20 protein-coding genes are annotated in these 18140 nt (G+C 48.2%); 2 read left to right on the top strand and 18 right to left on the bottom strand.

Annotated features, from left to right (window positions below; genetic code table 11):
• Positions 1–40 precede the first annotated feature (40 nt).
• The 7 genes from AC6ESP_RS24705 to AC6ESP_RS24675 form a co-directional block, all read right to left on the bottom strand.
• Entirely contained in the window at positions 41–352 is a 312-nt protein-coding gene (locus AC6ESP_RS24705) for a septum formation initiator family protein (protein ID WP_497099394.1), read from the bottom strand.
• A gap of 41 nt (positions 353–393) precedes the next feature.
• Entirely contained in the window at positions 394–996 is a 603-nt protein-coding gene (gene yabQ, locus AC6ESP_RS24700) for a spore cortex biosynthesis protein YabQ (protein WP_497099393.1), read from the bottom strand.
• Complete coding sequence (gene yabP / locus AC6ESP_RS24695) at positions 993–1277, bottom strand: sporulation protein YabP (RefSeq protein WP_497099392.1); 285 nt, start codon at positions 1275–1277, stop codon at positions 993–995. Before yabP ends, yabQ begins: the two co-directional genes overlap by 4 nt.
• Positions 1278–1463: 186 nt before the next feature.
• Positions 1464–1745, bottom strand: coding sequence for an RNA-binding S4 domain-containing protein (locus AC6ESP_RS24690; protein ID WP_497099391.1), 282 nt, complete (start codon positions 1743–1745; stop codon positions 1464–1466).
• Positions 1746–1749: 4 nt separating this feature from the next.
• Positions 1750–2022, bottom strand: coding sequence for an HU family DNA-binding protein (locus AC6ESP_RS24685; protein WP_042171268.1), 273 nt, complete (start codon positions 2020–2022; stop codon positions 1750–1752).
• A 189-nt stretch (positions 2023–2211) separates the two neighbouring features.
• Positions 2212–3690, bottom strand: a complete 1479-nt coding sequence (yabN, locus tag AC6ESP_RS24680) for a bifunctional methyltransferase/pyrophosphohydrolase YabN (RefSeq protein ID WP_497099390.1) — start codon at positions 3688–3690, stop codon at positions 2212–2214.
• Between the two features lie 200 nt (positions 3691–3890).
• A complete protein-coding gene (locus AC6ESP_RS24675) occupies positions 3891–5192 on the bottom strand; it encodes an alpha-glucosidase/alpha-galactosidase (RefSeq protein ID WP_497099389.1) in 1302 nt (433 codons plus the stop codon).
• 196 nt (positions 5193–5388) lie between these two features.
• Between AC6ESP_RS24675 and AC6ESP_RS24670 the strand changes: the two genes are divergently transcribed.
• Entirely contained in the window at positions 5389–6231 is an 843-nt protein-coding gene (locus AC6ESP_RS24670) for an AraC family ligand binding domain-containing protein (RefSeq protein ID WP_497099388.1), read from the top strand.
• Between the two features lie 73 nt (positions 6232–6304).
• Here the strand turns inward: AC6ESP_RS24670 and AC6ESP_RS24665 are convergent, their stop codons facing one another.
• From AC6ESP_RS24665 to AC6ESP_RS24645, 5 genes are all read right to left on the bottom strand, one after another.
• Positions 6305–7096 (bottom strand): DUF3298 and DUF4163 domain-containing protein, encoded by a 792-nt coding sequence (locus tag AC6ESP_RS24665; protein ID WP_497099387.1) that lies wholly within the window; start codon positions 7094–7096, stop codon positions 6305–6307.
• A 149-nt stretch (positions 7097–7245) separates the two neighbouring features.
• A complete protein-coding gene (gene spoVT / locus AC6ESP_RS24660; RefSeq protein ID WP_497099386.1) occupies positions 7246–7785 on the bottom strand; it encodes a stage V sporulation protein T in 540 nt (179 codons plus the stop codon).
• A 470-nt stretch (positions 7786–8255) separates the two neighbouring features.
• Positions 8256–8429, bottom strand: a complete 174-nt coding sequence (locus AC6ESP_RS24655) for a type II toxin-antitoxin system antitoxin (protein ID WP_497099385.1) — start codon at positions 8427–8429, stop codon at positions 8256–8258.
• 12 nt (positions 8430–8441) lie between these two features.
• Positions 8442–9314, bottom strand: a complete 873-nt coding sequence (locus AC6ESP_RS24650; protein ID WP_497099384.1) for an SPFH domain-containing protein — start codon at positions 9312–9314, stop codon at positions 8442–8444.
• 106 nt (positions 9315–9420) lie between these two features.
• Positions 9421–10020 (bottom strand): DJ-1/PfpI family protein, encoded by a 600-nt coding sequence (locus AC6ESP_RS24645; RefSeq protein ID WP_497099383.1) that lies wholly within the window; start codon positions 10018–10020, stop codon positions 9421–9423.
• 145 nt (positions 10021–10165) lie between these two features.
• On the opposite strand from AC6ESP_RS24645, the gene AC6ESP_RS24640 reads away from it, so the two are divergent.
• Positions 10166–11623, top strand: coding sequence for an aminotransferase-like domain-containing protein (locus tag AC6ESP_RS24640; RefSeq protein WP_497099382.1), 1458 nt, complete (start codon positions 10166–10168; stop codon positions 11621–11623).
• Positions 11624–11711: 88 nt separating this feature from the next.
• Here the strand turns inward: AC6ESP_RS24640 and urtE are convergent, their stop codons facing one another.
• From urtE to AC6ESP_RS24610, 6 genes are all read right to left on the bottom strand, one after another.
• The gene (gene urtE / locus AC6ESP_RS24635; protein ID WP_497099381.1) at positions 11712–12407 is read right to left on the bottom strand and encodes an urea ABC transporter ATP-binding subunit UrtE; all 696 of its coding nucleotides are present in this window, start codon (positions 12405–12407) and stop codon (positions 11712–11714) included.
• Positions 12385–13161, bottom strand: coding sequence for an urea ABC transporter ATP-binding protein UrtD (gene urtD, locus AC6ESP_RS24630; RefSeq protein ID WP_497099380.1), 777 nt, complete (start codon positions 13159–13161; stop codon positions 12385–12387). The genes urtE and urtD overlap by 23 nt, the downstream gene beginning before the upstream one ends.
• Positions 13133–14215, bottom strand: coding sequence for an urea ABC transporter permease subunit UrtC (urtC, locus tag AC6ESP_RS24625; protein WP_497099379.1), 1083 nt, complete (start codon positions 14213–14215; stop codon positions 13133–13135). Before urtC ends, urtD begins: the two co-directional genes overlap by 29 nt.
• Positions 14216–14236: 21 nt before the next feature.
• A complete protein-coding gene (gene urtB / locus AC6ESP_RS24620; RefSeq protein ID WP_497099378.1) occupies positions 14237–15142 on the bottom strand; it encodes an urea ABC transporter permease subunit UrtB in 906 nt (301 codons plus the stop codon).
• A gap of 116 nt (positions 15143–15258) precedes the next feature.
• Positions 15259–16515, bottom strand: a complete 1257-nt coding sequence (gene urtA, locus AC6ESP_RS24615; protein ID WP_497099377.1) for an urea ABC transporter substrate-binding protein — start codon at positions 16513–16515, stop codon at positions 15259–15261.
• 469 nt (positions 16516–16984) lie between these two features.
• Positions 16985–18088: a peptidylprolyl isomerase gene (locus AC6ESP_RS24610; RefSeq protein ID WP_497099376.1), complete on the bottom strand. Its 1104-nt coding sequence runs from the start codon at positions 18086–18088 to the stop codon at positions 16985–16987.
• Positions 18089–18140: the final 52 nt, after the last annotated feature.

The raw sequence follows: 18140 nt of genomic DNA, 5'->3' as shown, positions 1-18140 counted from the left end.
GTTGAAGTAAGGTCAACAGACGTTCACCCGATTCCTGCGTCTATTTAATGACTTGAATCTGTTGTACGCCCTTTTTCACCATGCCTTGGTCCTTGGTTGCGAGCTGTTCAATATATTCCGGATCGTTAAGTCGATCAATCTGCTGCTGTAATTGCTGCGTCTGCTGCGTTGTCTCTTCCAACTGCTTCTGAACGGTTGCAAGTCTTAGCTGCGTAGCATCCTGCTGCTTCAGCTGGCCGAGGAAAGTATAAGCCGCCCAGCACATAAATAGAACAATGAACATCATCCATAGCTTAACCCGGCGTTTCGATCCGGCATTCACTGCTGATTTGTTAACTGCAGCAGTTGTCATGAGCTTGTACCCCCTTTAAATCCAGCGAATAGTAGCGTTTACTAGAACCATTTTCCCCACAGAAGCTTGATCGAAGACCACGCTTGATTCCATCTCTCTTTGACTCGCCACCGCTGTACATAGGGACTAATCCATCGCCACAATGGGCGAATGAGTGGTCCCGACAGCCACCGCAGCAATAGCCAAAATGGACGAATCAATTGTATCACAATTTTCAAGAGGAAAATAGTGAGCGCAGTCCCGAAACCTAAAATTACCTTAACTAATTTGTAGAACAGCAGAATGGGCTTCACGATCAGAATATCTAGACATTTTAGTATAATTCGAATAAGCGTCTTAATGGCCCCAATGATCCATTTCACTATCTCAATAACCAGCTTGCTGAACAGCCAATAATAGCTCAGCACACCTATCAGCAATCCTAGGAACACGTACGCCCGCACCTCGCCGTTGTTGCTTGCGTACAGCACCCGGAATACGATAAGCGCTGCTGCCATCCAATACATCATATCGAGAATGGGCAGCCACCATCGCGGCAGGCGCATCTCATTGGAGACCACCCGATACCCGTCGAATACAGCTCCCATTCCGACCCCGGACAGCAGCATGGTCGCCATAGTAAGCCACTGCATGCTTAATGTCACTTGAACAGCTTCCCGAACAAGCCTTTGGATTTCGCTGAGGCATTACCGTCCAGATAGGCGAGCGAGTGGACTAGCCCTTCTATAGCAACAAGGCCCTGCTCTAGGCTGAGATGCTTGATGTGCAAATTTTCCCCTTTGATCGTCAGAAAGCCAAGCTCCGTATCGAGTAAGAACTCCTCGCTGTCGAAGCTCTCCACGTTCAATACGCCAGTAATTTCGAGCAGCTTACGGTTCAGCATCTTCAGTTCCTGACGCTTCTGCCCTTTGCTTACATCACTCATAGACTCGTTCCTCCATCCACTTCGAAAGCATCGTTTAGAACTAGCCTATGGGAGTGGGACGAACTTTAGAACTTTTCTAATAGATTTCTACCTGGCAGAACATCCTTCAGGGTTACTACCCTATCTACCAAATCTTGAAAAAAAATAGCTGTCACACGAGGCCAAAGCCTGCATGACAGCTATTCTTTATTGCCATTCGAGATCGTTCTCTCTAGGGCGCTGTTCTTCTCTCACTAAAGTGTACAGCTCACCGGCTTCATCCTTACGGGTCGTTTCGGCAATTCGTTCTATTCGAACGGTTACGTTCTTCTGCCCGTATTGGATCGTAAGCTCGTCGCCGACTTTGACGCTACTACTAGCTTTCGCTTCGCGGCCGTTGATCCAGACGCGTCCTTGCTCGGACACATCCTTCGCGACAGTACGCCGCTTGATCAATCGGGACACTTTAAGAAATTTATCTAATCTCATGTAATTACTTAATTGCGTCTTTCAGTTTGTTACCTGCTTTGAATGCAGGAACTTTGGATTCTGGAATTGTGATCTCTTTGCCTGTTTGTGGGTTGCGGCCTACACGACCGGAACGTTTGCGAGTTTCAAAAGTACCGAAGCCAATCAGTTGTACTTTATCTCCGCCAGCAAGAGCATCAGTTACTTCACCCAGGAAGCCGTTCAATACAGCTTCTACGTCACGCTTAGTAAGTCCGCTTTTTGTTGCAATGTTGTTGATCAGGTCTGTTTTGTTCATTATTAAATCCTCCTAAAATAAAATACTAATTTTGCGGTCAACGCTGGTAAGCGTGCCGGTCTTGGAAATATTACGCATAAACTCTACGAAGATTACATATTCAACCCAGTTGTAATAATTCCTGCCGCATACCGAAATTTTTTTACCGAATGATGCGGAATTACTACGATTGGTGACGAATAGTAGCTACTATTGTCGCTTCGCTTCTTCCCACCAACGGTCCATTTCTGTTAAATCAGTCTGGTCAAAAGTTTTGCCATTTATACGAAGCTGCTCTTCAATATAAGAGAATCGCTTTTTGAATTTCGCATTCGTACGAGACAATGCTTCCTCAGGATCCGCTTGGATGAACCGCGAAGCGTTCACAACAGCGAACAGCAGATCGCCAAGCTCCCCTGCCTGCTCCTCCGCATCTTGAGAGGCTATCGCTTCTCTCAGCTCGGCCAGCTCTTCCTCAATCTTGCTTAGAACAGGGTTCAGATCATCCCAGTCAAAGCCGACTTTGGCTGCTTTCTTCTGTATTTTATAGGCTTTCATCAGCGCTGGCAAATCTGGCGGAATCCCATCAAGCTCGGATTTACGTGCACCGTCCGTACCCTTGAGCTTTTTCTCCTCCGCTTTCATCTGCTCCCAATTAACGAGCGCCTCTTCTGAATTACTCGCTCCACGATCACCAAATACATGGGGATGGCGGAAAATAAGCTTCTCATTGAGCGTCTCCAGCACATCATATACCGAGAAAGCGCCTGTCTCTTCTTCCATCTGGCTGTGCAGCATAACCTGCAGAATAACATCGCCGAATTCCTCTTGCATACCATCTGGATCATCGTTATCGATCGCTTCAAGTGCTTCATACAGCTCTTCTATAAAATTCTTGCGAATTGATTGATGCGTCTGCTCACGGTCCCAAGGACAGCCCTCAGGACTGCGAAGAATACCGACAATTTCATGAAGCCTGTCGAAGGAACGATTCAGAACGGCATCTGCATCGGAACGCGGCACCCAGATGAGCGACAAATTACCGAAGCCCTGTATACGGTCGAGCTCATATAACGGCACTTTAATAATCTGCTCTTCACCCGCTACACCGAGCGCATGTCCAACAACAACCTCATAATCGTCCGGGTAACGCTCCATAAGCGCAAGCTTCACATCAGAAGCCGTGAATGCATCATAAACTTGACCAATTAACGTATGTAAGCGCGGCTGCAAGAGAGCTGGCTGGAGCTCAGCTGCATCCAGCAGCGCAAAGCCTTCTATAGGATCGATACCAAGCCTGACGAAGGCTTGATCAAGGAAGCTCTCGCCGCCAATAATCTCAAGAGCTATGCCAGCCTCAGGGCATCGCTCGCGCAGCAGCGCAATCGTACGCTCTGCAACCATGGGATGACCAGGGACACCATATAGCAGAGGCTCTTCCGACCGCCCAGCTTCGCTGATAAGCGTATTTGCTATTGTATCATACACTTCCGGAAAGGTGTCATGCTGTTCATAGACGCTATCGAACGAGGTAAATGCGATATGATGCTCACGCAGCAGCGCCATGACAGGATGCTGCTCTGTACGGACATATATCTTAGACGCCTCTTGCAGCCTGCGCCATACCCCGAGCGTTAATTGATCAGGATCACCGGAGCCAAGCCCGATCACCGTTATTGCTCTGTTCACAGTCGTTCTCCTCCTCGTCATTTCATTTTCGATTATAACCGTAGTATACCATTTCTTGCTCGTTCTTTATCAATTCAGAAGGTCATTCCTTTCCCGCTAGCCTCCTGCTCTAACTCGCCATAATTCCATAATAAGTAATATTAAACCATGTTATGCATTAAAAAACCTCCAGCCCGCAGTGGTTGGAGGTTCGCTATCGATTATTTGTAAGCAGGTAGCCAGTCGCCATGCGCCTCAATTAAATCATCGCATAGCGCTACGATATCATCGATCGACAGCTCTGCTGCCGTATGAGGATCAAGCATCGCAGCATGGTAAATATGTTCTTTCTTTCCCGTTAATGCAGCTTCAATCGTAAGCAGCTGCGTATTGATATTCGTGCGGTTCAGAGCAGCCAGCTGTGGCGGCAAATCACCAACATACGCAGGGGTAATACCTGATGCATCCACTAGACACGGAACCTCGACACACGCCTCCTTCGGCAGATTCGTAATCAATCCGGTGTTCATGACATTTCCGCCAATCTTGAAGGGAATGTTCGTCTCAATCGCTTCCATAATGTAAGAGGCATATTCCTTGCTGCGAGAATGCTCGACGTTCCGATCGCCAAGCAGATCATCGCGCATCTTCTTCCAGCCGCCAATCTGCTCCACGCAGCGGCGCGGGTATTCATCTAACGGAATATTGAAACGGTCGATCAGCTCCGGGTAGTTCCTTTTGATAAAGTATGGATGATATTCTGCACTATGCTCGGATGATTCCGTCACATAATAGCCGAATCGATTCATCAGCTCGTAGCGTACCATGTCATGATGCTTGCCAGCCTTCTGCTTCTCCGCTGCTCTCTTCTTCACTTCTGGATATAGGTCAACCCCATCCTTCGTAATATCGAGAAGCCAGCCCATGTGATTAATACCTGCTATTCTAGACTGAACACCCGTGTGATCCATACCAAGCGCCTTGAACAGCTCAGGTACAGCAACCTGTACGCTATGGCATAGACCAACTGTACGAATTCCGCCCGCAGTAGACAGTACATTCGTGAGAACAGCCATCGGATTCGTATAATTGAGGAACAAGGCATTCGGACACACCTCACGCATATCCTCAGCGAAGCCCAGCACGGCTGGAATGGTCCGCAAATTACGGAATATGCCTCCGATGCCGAGCGTATCTGCAATCGTCTGACGAAGCCCATATTTCTTCGGCACCTCGAAGTCTGTAATCGTGCATGGATCGTACCCGCCTACTTGAATCGCATTGATGACATATTTGGCGCCGCGAAGAGCTTCTTTACGGTCCGTGTACGACTGAATTCGGCATGTGCTCCCCGATGATTTCTTCATATTATTCAATAAATTTTCCGATTCCTGCAGCCGCTCGCTGTTAATATCGAACAAGGCCAGCTCGAAGCCCTGCAGCGCAGCAGTCAGCATAACGTCACCTAGTACATTTTTTACGAATACCGTACTTCCTGCTCCTAAAAAAGTAATTTTGGACATGATTAATAACCTCCAGTTATCACGGAATCGGTAAGTATTACAAGCACTTTCATAGCTCTAACTATAAAGGCAGACCTTATTCTTGAACATGGAACAAACCCTTGCATACCTGTCATAATCCCATTTCATTGGAGCCAATATTAGATTTATATGTCATAATACATGTTATAATCCATCCTCACGAAGGGAGTCCTGTATGTCTGAAATCAATATCGCTAGAGCTGAGCAATCTGCCCTGCAGCAGATTGACCTGAAGCTTCTGTTCTTCGGCAGAGAGGCCTGTCCTCCCGGTCATCATTGGGGGCCAGGACTGCGGGATATGTATCTGCTTCACTACATTCATCAAGGAAGCGGAGTGTTCGAAACCAACAATCAGACCTATACCCTGTCAGCCGGGCAAGGCTTCTTGATTACCCCCGACACACTCGTCCATTATAGAGCCAGCGAGCAGAATCCTTGGGTGTATTCATGGATTGGGTTCAAAGGCATTGCTTCTACTATTTATATGAGAAGAGCAGGACTGAGTGCCGAGAAGCCTATCTTCCAGTCACGAGACGGGCATGCTTGGTTCGAGACGTTCCATGACCAGCTGCTGCTAGCGTCAGGCAGCCGAAGCAGCGATATACAGCATAGCTCCGTGCTGCTGAGGTTCATGTCGGAGCTCATTGAATGCTCCAGTCTTCCGAGGGAAGAACACTCGCCCAAGCCCTCCTACACCAAAGAAGCCTATACACGCAAAGCCATCGATTTTATCGAGAACAGCTACAGTCAGAAAATAAGCATTATGGATATCGCACGGTTCGTCGGCCTGGACCGGACGTATCTCTCTGGGCTGTTCCATGAACAATTCGGTGTCTCCTTGCAAGCTTATTTGCTCCAATTCCGGATGAATCGGGCAACCTTGCTCCTGCAGAATAAGGAGCTGTCCGTTAGTGATATTTCCCGATCCGTAGGCTATACCGATCCGTTCCTATTCTCCAAAATGTTCAAAAAAGTAACCGGTCAATCCCCGAGCGCCGCAAGGGATGTTCGCAATTGAGCAGATTACCTGCACACACAAAGAGCAGAGCGTCCTATTCGGCGCCCTGCTCTAGAATGTCACTTAACAACGCTTATACGTCAGCAACTTGCTCCTCCAGCGTTACTGGAATTTCGACAATGCCAGCAGCATAAGGCGCAATCTCATACTCTTGGAACACAATGAACAGTTGACCCTCCGCTACGTAGAAGGACTGACTCTCCGAGATCCCTTTGAAGCCTCCTATTTCATCGGTGAAAAACGAATCCGGATCAGCAGCGATGGCTTCTCTAACAGCCGTATCCACCTGCTTGATGTAGTCATCCCCAAGCAGCTGCTCCAATGTGAGCAAGCTCGCCTCCTGCTCATTGTTCACATTGTAACTATCCACGCGTGCGCCGCCATGAGCACCACCAGTGTAGGTATAGGTCTGAACGGTCAAAGACAGCTTGCTGCCATCCGTTGTGCCTCCTGCCGCTTTTAACGAATAACGAATGTCCAGCTCATATGGACGGAATGTATAACCGGCCTCTTTGGCATACGCCGCATCCTCCGCTGCACCTGCCTTCATAAGCGCCAGATCCTCCATCGCATGTCGTTCTATTATATCGTTCAGCTGGTCCTGATAATGCTCATCGAGCATTCCACTTACCACAGGAATTTGAAGATTAACGGTGTAGACATCAGTCGTATCCTCTACAACCTTAGAAGTCACGACAGCATTCCCCTCTACGACAGGTGTCGAAGTCACTGAGGAAGCGGAACTGAGCACCGGCTTAGTTGTTGCAGGAGCTGCTCCTGAAGCGAGGACTGCGGGTATAACAGAGGCGGCGATGATGCAGCTCCCAGCAAGCGTTATGGTTAACATTTTGAACGTTGATTTCATTAGAAATACCTCCAGGCGGTTACCTTGTCATATTGTATATTCTCAATAATAAGGGAGCCTAACTGACTAAAGGTTACAATTTAGTTAAAAAAGGACCTGATCGGCAATATCCCCTACGGGCTATTACTGACCAAGTCCAATTGTCTTCATTATTGTTCCATTTGCTTCGCGAGGAAGCCTGCTGCCGTTTCAGCCATCTTCGTTTCCATTTGAGACATTTTGACCGCATCATCCTTGCTGAGAAGGACGACTGTCCCGATAGGGTCACCGCCAGCAACGATTGGAGCCGCAACGTAAGCCGTATAGGCTTCCTGAACATCCTTAATAATCTCGTATGTTCCTGCTGCCCCCTCTGAAGTCTTCCGGTTCTCCATACAGGTTTCCAGAAGGGAACCGATTTGCTTATCCAGCAGCTCCTTCTTGGAAGCTCCTGCTACAGCGATAACATTGTCACGGTCCGTAATCAATGTTACATGGTTCGTTCCCTCGAATAACGATTCAGCATATTCCTTAGCGAAATCGCCAAGCTCACCAATGGGGGAATACTTCTTAAGTATGACTTCTCCGTCACGATCAACAAATATTTCGAGCGGGTCTCCCTCGCGGATACGCAGTGTACGGCGGATCTCCTTCGGAATCACCACACGCCCGAGATCATCGATGCGACGTACAATTCCAGTTGCTTTCATTTCATGTTGCCCCACTTTCCTAGAGGATTTTAAGTCGACTGGTTCCAACTGCTGTCTACGAGCAGAAACGACTTCGTCATCCTTAGCGGAGGACGACACGTTTCACAGAGAAAGATAAGCTTTGTATACAAGAACTATACCTTCTTATCCTTTTTAGAAATACGGTTAGCGGAGACGTTCGGGCGATGAACAGCCGCTTCCCGGCGGGATAACGAATCACCAAGAAATAAGGATACTGTTCTCCATTCGAGCGAACTCGATAACTAATTCATTGTGAATCTGACCATAGTATTCATCGGCTCCCATTTTCTTATGCACAGATTCGAGCGTATATAAATCACTTCATTTTCATTACCCATAAAAATAAGCTTTGCCACAAGTGTCCTCAGCTGCAAAGCACGGCAGCTTCAGCCTTCAATACAAACAACCTGCTGCCTAGGAGAAGGCAGCAGGTTGTTTGCTTGGAGAATTTACGTATCTTGACGGGGCGGCTTCGGAAGCCTGCTAGCCTTACTAAGCGCTTCCCTCAGCAGAAATTCAATATGACTGTTAACACTTCTGAACTCATCATTCGCCCATAGTTCCAAAGCGCGGTGAAGTTCCGGATCAAGACGGAGCGCGAAAGCTTTTTTTTCTTTGCCCATTAGAGCATTCCCCTAGTTATATAACGAGCCGGTATTAATAACCGGCGTGGCAGCTCGATCCGAGACGATAGCCACCATCAGATTGTTAACCATAGCTGCACGACGCTCCACGTCCAGCTCGATTCCATTCTCCATCAGCTGCTTCAGTGCGGAATCCACCATACCAACAGCCCCCTCAACGATCTTCTGCCTCGCCGATACAATAGCAATCGCCTGCTGCCGCTGCAGCATGGCACTCGCAATCTCAGGGGCATAAGCCAGATGGGTCAAGCGTGTCTCAATCACTTGAACGCCAGCAACCGCCAGTCGATTCTGCAGCTCTTTCATGAGTTCTCCCGCTACCTCGTCCGCATTCCCTCTAAGGGAGAATGCCGCATCCTCAGAATGCGTGTCGTAAGCATATTGCGCAGCAATATGTCTGACAGCCGTTTCGCTCTGAATTTCGACGAAGCGCTCATAATTATCGACATCGAAGCTTGCTTTTGCTGTCTCTGTGACTTTGAATACGACAACCGCACCGATTTCGATGGGATTGCCATCAGCATCATTAACCTTCAGGGTCTGGCTATTGAAGTTGCGTACTTTCAATGAAATCTTCACTTTATTCGTGAGTGGAAGCACCATCCATAGGCCACTTTCTTTGACCGTTCCTTTATATCTCCCGAAGAAGGTGATGACCTTCGCTTCATTCGGTTGTACAACCGTCAGTGAAGACACGATAATGGCGAACAGCACACCAAGCAGAATACCTGCAACGATAGGAGCCACAGCTGGGTCCTCTTGAGATGCCCCGCTTGCAATGAGAGCAACTCCTCCCACAATGGAAGCAATAGAAATCAATAGCGCTAAGAAACCATTCACATGAAAAGCATTAGATTCTTTCATCCAAACACCCCTTATATTATTTTGATATAATTATGATATCACTTTTTACAATATAAGTAAACCACAAAAAAAGCGTGAATCACTCTTTCAGTGATCCACGCTTCTTTTATCCGTAATGCATCATTGATGCCTGCTTCCATTCATACTCCATTCTATCCGCCGTAGCTATTGCCCTGTCCGTACCCAGAAGCCTGCCGACCATATACAAAGACATGTCGATTCCAGCGGAAATCCCTGCCGACAGCACGAACTTGCCATTATCCACGAACCTGACATTTCTCACAATCTCTGCACCTAGAGGCAGCACCTCGGCCAATTCCTCGAATGCATACTGATGAGTTGTCACTTGCAGTCCTTCGAGCAGTCCTGCTGTCGCAAGGAGCAAAGCCCCTGTACATACCGACAATACATGCTCCGCATGAGCATGTATATCTACAATCCAGTCGGTTAACACCTGATTGTGCATCTCTCGTCTGGTCCCCTTTCCTCCTGGTATGACGATGATATCAGGCCTCGGACACTCGTCGATCGTATAAGCAGGGATGACCTGTAGCGCATTCGCAGCCATAATGGGACCGCCCCGCTCTGCAACCGTATAGACATTCAAATCCTGTCCGATAGAGCCAGCAATAGAGAACACCTCGAATGGCCCTGCAAAATCAAGCACCTCTACGCCATCAAACAATAGTAAAGCTACATTCCTCATCTAGAATCCCCCTTTCCCCACCCTTTTCTTATGACCCTGCCCCCTCAGTATAAATTCACAAGCTATCTATGAGATCAGCCAATTGCATATTTACCCAACCAGCCAATTCACTGCTGCTGTATAATCGACAACAGGAGGGATTGTCATGTCATGGAAGCCTCAACCAGCATCAGACATCGCTATATATCGCCAAATCTATCAGTATTTCGAGCAGTGCATCGTCTCGGGCGAGCTTCCGCCAGGCACACGGATGCCAGCCGAACGATTGCTCGCAGAGCAATTCACCATTAATCGCAGCACCGTATCGTCTGCATACGATGAGCTCCGCGCTGCGGGTCTAATCCATTCCAAACAAGGCAGCGGCACCATCGTCAGCGATTCGATGTGGGAGACGCCTGCAGCCTCGCGAACGCCGAATTGGCAGCGAGGCAGTCTATGGCGGACATTCGATCCTACCCGAGTCTCGCAGCAGCGTATTCTGGAAGCTTCCCATATACCAGACATAATCAACCTCACTATGGGCGAACTGTCGCCAGACTTGATGCCAATCAGCGAACTTCGAGAGCTGGCTGCACATGTAGATTACTCCGAGCCCTTCAGTTATCATACCGATCTAAGAGGCGACCACGGTCTACGCCAAGCCTTATCATCTTTTATGCAGCAGCAGCTTACAATTCAAGCAGATCCGAATGATCTAATGATTACTTCCGGTGTCGCCCACTCCCTGCATCTCATATCCAACTATTTACTGGAGCCAGGTGATGCCATTGCCGTCGAAGGGCCCTCTTACCTATATGCGATGCGTATATTCACAGATGCCGGCCTGCGGATGTATCAGCTCCCTGTTGATCGTGAGGGGCTTATCCCAGAGCAGCTTATTCCACTAATCAATAAGCATCGAATCCGAATGGTATTCACTAACCCTACGTTTCAGAATCCAACAGGCACAACATTATCCATAGAACGACGGCAAGCACTGCTCGCCATCTGTGTGCAATACCGAATCCCCATTGTTGAGGATGACCCGTACGGCTTGCTGCAGCTGCAGAGCAATAAGGCTCCCATTAAACCCATACGCGCGCTGCCTGGAGGTGATCGATTCGTCATCTATTTGGGCACCTTGTCCAAGATTACAACACCTGGCATGCGGATAGGCTGGCTGCTTGCTCCGGAGCCCGTCGTTCATAAGCTCATGCAAGCTAAGCGGCTTAATGGGTATAGCTCCAGCCATGCTGGTGAACGGATGGCTGCACTGCTCATGAGCAAGCTGAATTGGAGTGAAAGATTACTTCACATCAATAGAGTTCTGCTCGAGCGAAGAAATCATCTACTTAAGGCTCTGGAGCAGCATACTCGCGACCATGCTGCCGTTATTCTTAATCCGCAATCACCTGTCGGGGGATTCTACCTCTGGCTGAAGCTAGCTAAGCCTGTGACCGACAAGGAACTGATCGATGCCGTGCTTCACGCAGGGGTGCTTGTCTATCCAGGCAGCATCTACGGTGCCGATAGAGGCTTCATCCGTCTTACTTATGCATCAGTAGGAGCAGCAGACCTTCAAGAAGGCGCATCGCGGCTCGGTCAGGCCCTTCAACGATTATAGATTTGAACCTATTCTCTTACCGTCCATAAGGAAGGGCTGCAGATCATATGACCTGCAGCCCTTCCTCATAAATTAATCATCTTTATCTCTACACCGTCAAATATTTCTTAATCACTTCATCGCTTAGCGATTCAAGCCCGCCTTCCCATACAACAGCGCCTTTTTCTAGTATATAGAAGTAGTCGCCTACGCTCTTCACAAATTCGAGGCTCTGCTCCACTAGCAGAATCGCCGTCTTGCCATCGGCCTTAATCGATCGAATAACCTCCCGAATATCATCCACGATAGATGGCTGAATGCCTTCACACGGCTCATCCAGCAGCAGCACCTCCGGCTTCGAGGCGAGCGCCCGGGCAAAAGCCAGCTGCTGCTGCTGCCCGCCGCTCAGATCTCCGCCGCGCCGCGAATACATCGTTGGCAGTACAGGGAACTTGGCGATCGCTTCCTCCGGTATCGTCCGCGCCTTATCACGCGAAGCCTCAAGACCTACTAATATATTCTCATAAACCGTGAGCTGCCCGAATATTTCACGCCCTTGTGGAACGTAGCCAATGCCACTCTTCGCCCTTCCACCCGGCGCCCGCTTGGTCAGATCCTTGCCTTTATAAGAGACATTGCCTTTCTTCGCCTTAAGCAGACCCATAATACTCTTCATTAACGTTGACTTGCCGACACCATTGCGTCCGAGCAGACACACCACCTGCCCCGGCTTCACCTTCAGCGTTACATCACGTAATATAATGCTCTCGCCATATCCTGATTCAAGCTGTTGAACGGCTAACATCCGCATCCCGCCTTTTCCCCAGATATACCTCAGCTACACGATCATCCCGTTGAATCTCGTCCATCGAGCCTTCCTTCAGCAGACTGCCCTCATGCATAACGGTCACTTTGCTTGCGAAATTTCGTACGAACTCCATATCGTGCTCTACCACGACGATCGAACGATGCTTCGCGATTTGCTTAAGCAGCTCACCCGTCTTATCCGTTTCCTTATCCGTCATTCCTGCAACTGGCTCATCGAGTAGCAGGATCTCTGGCTCTTGAAGGAGCATCATACCGATCTCCAGCCATTGCTTCTCCCCGTGGGACAATCCACCAGCCCGCCAGTTCGCTTTATCCTGCAGCCCGATCATAAGGAGCTGGTTGTCGATCCGCTCCTTCTCCTCCCGCTGCATCTTGGCGAACAGCGTTGCGAATACACCTCGCCGCTGGCGCATCGATATTTCCAAGTTTTCTACGACCGTCATCGACGGGAAAATGGATGGTGCTTGGAATTTCCGGCCAATGCCCAGCTCCGCAATCTGATGCTCCTTTTTACGAGTAATATCGATCGTTCGATTGAAGGTCACGCGTCCGTACGTCGGTCTGACTTTACCGCAGATGACGTCGAGCATCGTGGTCTTCCCCGCCCCATTGGGGCCAATGAGGAAGCGAAGCTCTCCCTTCTCCAGCCCTAAGCTCATTCCTTGTATAGCCTTGAAGCCGTCAAACTCCACCGTTACATCATCACACTGCAGGATATTCGACTCTTTCATGCTCCTGTTCCCTCCTCTTTTTGCTGAACTTAATCTTGCCAACGAGTCCAGCCAAGCCCTTAGGTAAGAAAACAACAACTATAACGAACAGCGCACCGAGAAAGTAGGTCCAGCCTTCAGGGTATGAAGTGCTGAACTCGCTTTTGGCCCAGTTAAGCAGCACAGCTCCAAGAACAGCACCGATCAACGTACCACGGCCGCCGATAGCAACCCACAACACAATTTCTATTGATGGCACAATTCCCAGCATGGAAGGAGAGATAATGCCAACGTGAAGCACGAACAGCATTCCTGCAATTCCAGCGAGTCCTGCCGACAGCGTAAAGATAACCATCTGATAGATCGCAGGATTGTAGCCGATGAACCGCACCCGATTCTCCCCGTCTCGAATGGCACGCAGCACCTTCCCGAATCGGCTGCCCACCACATAGCGGCATAGAATGAACACTCCCACTAGTACAGCAGCCGTAACCCAGTACAATATCCGCTTCGTATCTGGCGAGGCCAACGATAACCCCAGAATATTGGTATAGCCCGTAACGCCATTCGTTCCTCCGGTATAAGCCTGCTGACCGATCAGGAGCGTAGTCGTAATAATAACCAGTGCTTGTGTGAGTATGGTGAAGTAGACCCCACGAATCCGATTCCGGAAGGTAAAGTAGCCAAGTATAAGCGCCAGAATGGAAGGGATTAATATTCCCATCAAGACCGCGAAGGTAAAGCTCTCGAATGGCCGCCAGAACAGCGGCAGCTCTGTTAGTCCACTCCATCCCATGAAATCCGGAAGCTTGCCGCCGCTTGCCTCCAGCTTCAAGTACATCGCCATGGCATATGCACCAAGGCCGAAGAAGATCCCATTGCCTAAGCTCAGTATTCCGGTATATCCCCATATAAGATCAAGCCCGAGCGCCACTATGGCAAAGGCCAGAAATTTCGCTAATAAATTTAACCGGAAATCACTCAAGAACAGCGGTGCCGAGAACAAGGCTGCTGCCGCTGCAGCATAACCGATTAATATCCACATCCGCCCAGGAGATAGCATTCTCTGTCTCATTTAACCTCCACCTTTCCCCTATTAGTCCAGCGAACGCGTACGCATGGCTACGAAGCCTGAAGGACGCCATTGCAAGAAAGCTACAATACATAGGAACACGAGAACTTTGCCAAGAGAAGCATTGGTCCAATATTCGAATACCGTATTAAACACACCGATTCCAAGTGCGCCGAGCACCGTTCCAACAAGCTTGCCTACCCCGCCCAATACAACAACCATGAATGCATCGACAATATAGTAGGTTCCAAGCGAAGGGCCGATAGGTCCCAGCAGAGTTAGGGCGCATCCGGCGATTCCCGCAATCCCCGAGCCGATTGCAAATGTCATCGCATCAACTCTTCTCGTAGATACGCCTAGACATGCCGCCATATCACGATTCTGCATGACAGCACGCATACGCCTTCCTTCAAGACTGCGATAAATATAGAAATACATAGCGATCAAGCATGCAATGACAAGCCCGATAATAAACAGACGCTTATAAGGAAGAACGGTGCCGCCCATAACCGACAATCCGCCATTAAGCCAGGAGGGGCTCGTAACCGCAACGTTCGGTGCTCCGAACAAGGTCCGTGCAAGCTGCTGCAGGACGAGTCCTACGCCCCAAGTAGCAAGCAAGCTGTCGAGCGGTCTTCCGTACAAGAAGCGGATTAACCCAACCTCCAGAATAAGTCCGAACACAAATGCAATCAGGAAGCTGACCGGTATGGATAAAATAAAATACCAGTCGAACATGGAAGCCGGCAAATAATCCTTGAATATATTCTGAGTCAAATACGTGGAGTAAGCGCCAATCATCAGGAGTTCACCATGCGCCATATTAATGACCTTCATCAGTCCGAACGTAATCGCAAGCCCCAGTGCAATTAGCAGTAAGATGGAGCTTACACTCAGACCGTTAAACAACTGCAATACGAATATCTCCATGCTCCCAACTCCTTATGATTGTGCCAACGCGGCTAACAATAGAGGGGAAGCATCCGCTCCCACCGAATACTCCCCCTCCATAATTGCTGCCTATTAGAATCAATGATAACTGTGTATTATTCCGTAGGTTTGATGCTTGCTGCCCATTCATAGCTCTTCAAGTAAGGGTCCGGTTTAACGGCATCGCCAGAATTCCATAGCTCCTTGAATTGTCCATCAGCCTGCACTTCACCAATACGAACGGTTTTATAAATATGCTGAGTCTCGCCATCAATTTTCACTTTGCCTTCCGGAGCATCCCATTCGAGCTCTTTGGCCGCTTCCTTCACTTTATCTACGTCTGTGGAACCGGCCTTCTCAACGGCTGCTTTCCACAGGTATACGGCTGTGTAGCCAGCTTCGATTGGATCAGCTGTTACGCGGTCTTCGCCGTATTTCTTCTTGTAGTTCTCAACAAAGGTCTTATTCGCTGGCGTATCTGTCGTTTGATAGTAGTTCCATGAAGCCAGATGGCCCTCTAGTACATCAACACCAATACCGCGGATTTCTTCTTCTGCAACCGATACAGACAAGGTCGTCAGGTCAGCAGCCGTAATGCCTGCATCCTTCAATTGCTTGAAGAAAGCCACGTTACTGTCACCATTAAGGGTATTGAACACGATATCTGGCTTCGCTTCTTTGATCTTGCTAATAATGGTGCTGTATTCGGTATGAGCAAGCGGCGTATATTCTTCCCCAACCAGCTCTCCGCCTTTTGCCTTCAATTGTTCCTTGATAATCAGGTTAGCTGTTCTAGGGAATACATAATCAGAACCGAGAAGGTAGAACTTCTTGCCTCTGTTCTCAAGCAGCCAATCGACTGCCGGAATAATCTGTTGGTTAGTTGTAGCGCCTGTATAGAAAATGTTCGGAGATGCTTCCAGACCCTCATATTGTACAGGGTACCAGAGCAAGCCGTTCAGCTCTTCGAATACGGGCTTCATCGTTTTACGACTGGATGACGTCCATCCACCGAATACAGTAGCTACTTTATCTTCGGATAGCAGCTTGCGTGCTTTCTCGGCGAATGTCGGCCAATCTGACGCACCGTCCTCAACTACAGGTACAATCTTCTTGCCTAGCACACCGCCAGCTGCATTGATTTCATCAATAGCCATCATCTCTGCGTCCTTCACGGACACCTCACTAATGGCCATCGTACCACTAAGCGAGTGTAGAACCCCTACTTTAATTTCCCCCTCTGCTGCAGTTTCTGTAGCAGGTGTTTCCGATTCTGTCGTGGATGCCGGTTCATTGTTGTTCCCACAAGCAGCAAGCACTAGACTACATACGATTAATGCAAGCCCCAGTTGATAAAACAATCTCTTTTTCATTTCCCCACTCCCCAAATCGTCTATAATTTTGTATAAATGACGAACATTTTCTTGGAATCACCTTCCATTGTTCGCATCCTTATTATAAATTGGGCAAAGTTTACATGTCAATATATATAACATTATATTTTTTATCGGCAATAAAATCACTTCTTTTGACCTACTATACGTAAGATAAATTAACATTATATCTATGCATTCAATAGAATATGACGGCTGCACCACCATCTCGAGCTTTGCATCAGAAGTCACTCTCACATCTCATACAAGTTATAAAATTTCTTAAATAAATTGAAGCTTTCAATAATTTTATTCAATGATACTTGCATTATAATGAAATAATTTATTCATATTATGTTTTTAATCGTCATTTTACAACAAAAAAAGAAGCGCTCCCGTGACAAAGGCAGCGCTTCTATATTCAAACAAAAGGAGGCTGCCCCTCAGGGACAGCCTCCTACTCATACTACTATTCAGCTGCTGGTGTTTCTGTAGCTGCTGCTGGAGCATCAGTCGCCTCAGGAGCGTCTGTTGCTGCTGCATCGTCGCCTGCTTCAGGAGATGCAGAAGCTTCAGGAAGAGTAATCTTCACTTCTTGCTTAGGCATTTCATCCGTCATGAACGTATTCATATGCGTGTAAGCAACCGCGCTTTTCACTTCTTCTTTGGCTGTATCATCCAGCTCATCATATTTCTTCGTATCACGCTTCTCAACCATAATGACGTGATAACCGAATTCGGTTTCAACCGGCTCGCCAATAACGTTAAGCTCTTGTGTAAGGGCAGCATTCTTGAAGCCCTCTGCCCACTCAGTAACTTTGTAATCAGCATATTGTCCGCCGTTATCCTTGGAACCTGTATCATCAGAATATTCTTTGGCAAGTTCAGTCCAATCGCCGCCTGCATCAAGCTTCGCTTTTACTTCTTTGGCAATCTTCAAAGCCTCTTCCGTCGTACGTTTCTCTTCACCCGTTGATGGATCAGTCGTAGCAACTAGAATATGGCGAACCGTTACTTTATTGTAGTTCGCAGAATTCGCTTCATACTCTGCTTTGATCTCCTCTTCTGTTACTTTGGAGTTCATATGATCAACGACTACAAGCATCAAATTGAGGTACGTTTCTACGTCTTCATTCGTGACATTGTTCGTCGTCAGCGTTTCTCCTAGTGCTGGTTGTTCCTTCAATGCAGCTTCGAAATCCGTCATCTGCTTGTCCGTTTCTTCAGCAGCCTTCTTCACAGTATCCTCCGAAGCAAGTCCGGACAGAATTTTGTAGGAAATGAATTGTTGAAGCAATTGCTCTTTGAATTGCGGAATAGCAAGAACTTGCTCATATCCAGGCTGCATCACATTGAATACACCCAAATATTTGTTGAATTCTGGTTCCGTAACGTTGCCGTCTTTATAAGTAGCAACTACCGTTCCTTCTCCAGCTCCCGCGAACACCGTTCCGGGCTCTTTCTCTGCATCGTTCTTGCTGCCGCATGCCGCCAAAACCGTCATGACGAGCACTGCTGCCACTACAAGCAGCGCGCTTCTGCGCCATGCCGATTTGCGTGTATTTTGCAACATGTTGAATCCCCTTTCAAATTATCAAGTTGTTAGTATTGTACCAGAAAACGAT

This window comes from Paenibacillus xinjiangensis, assembly GCF_059686975.1.
This window is presented reverse-complemented; position numbering and strand designations above follow the sequence as displayed.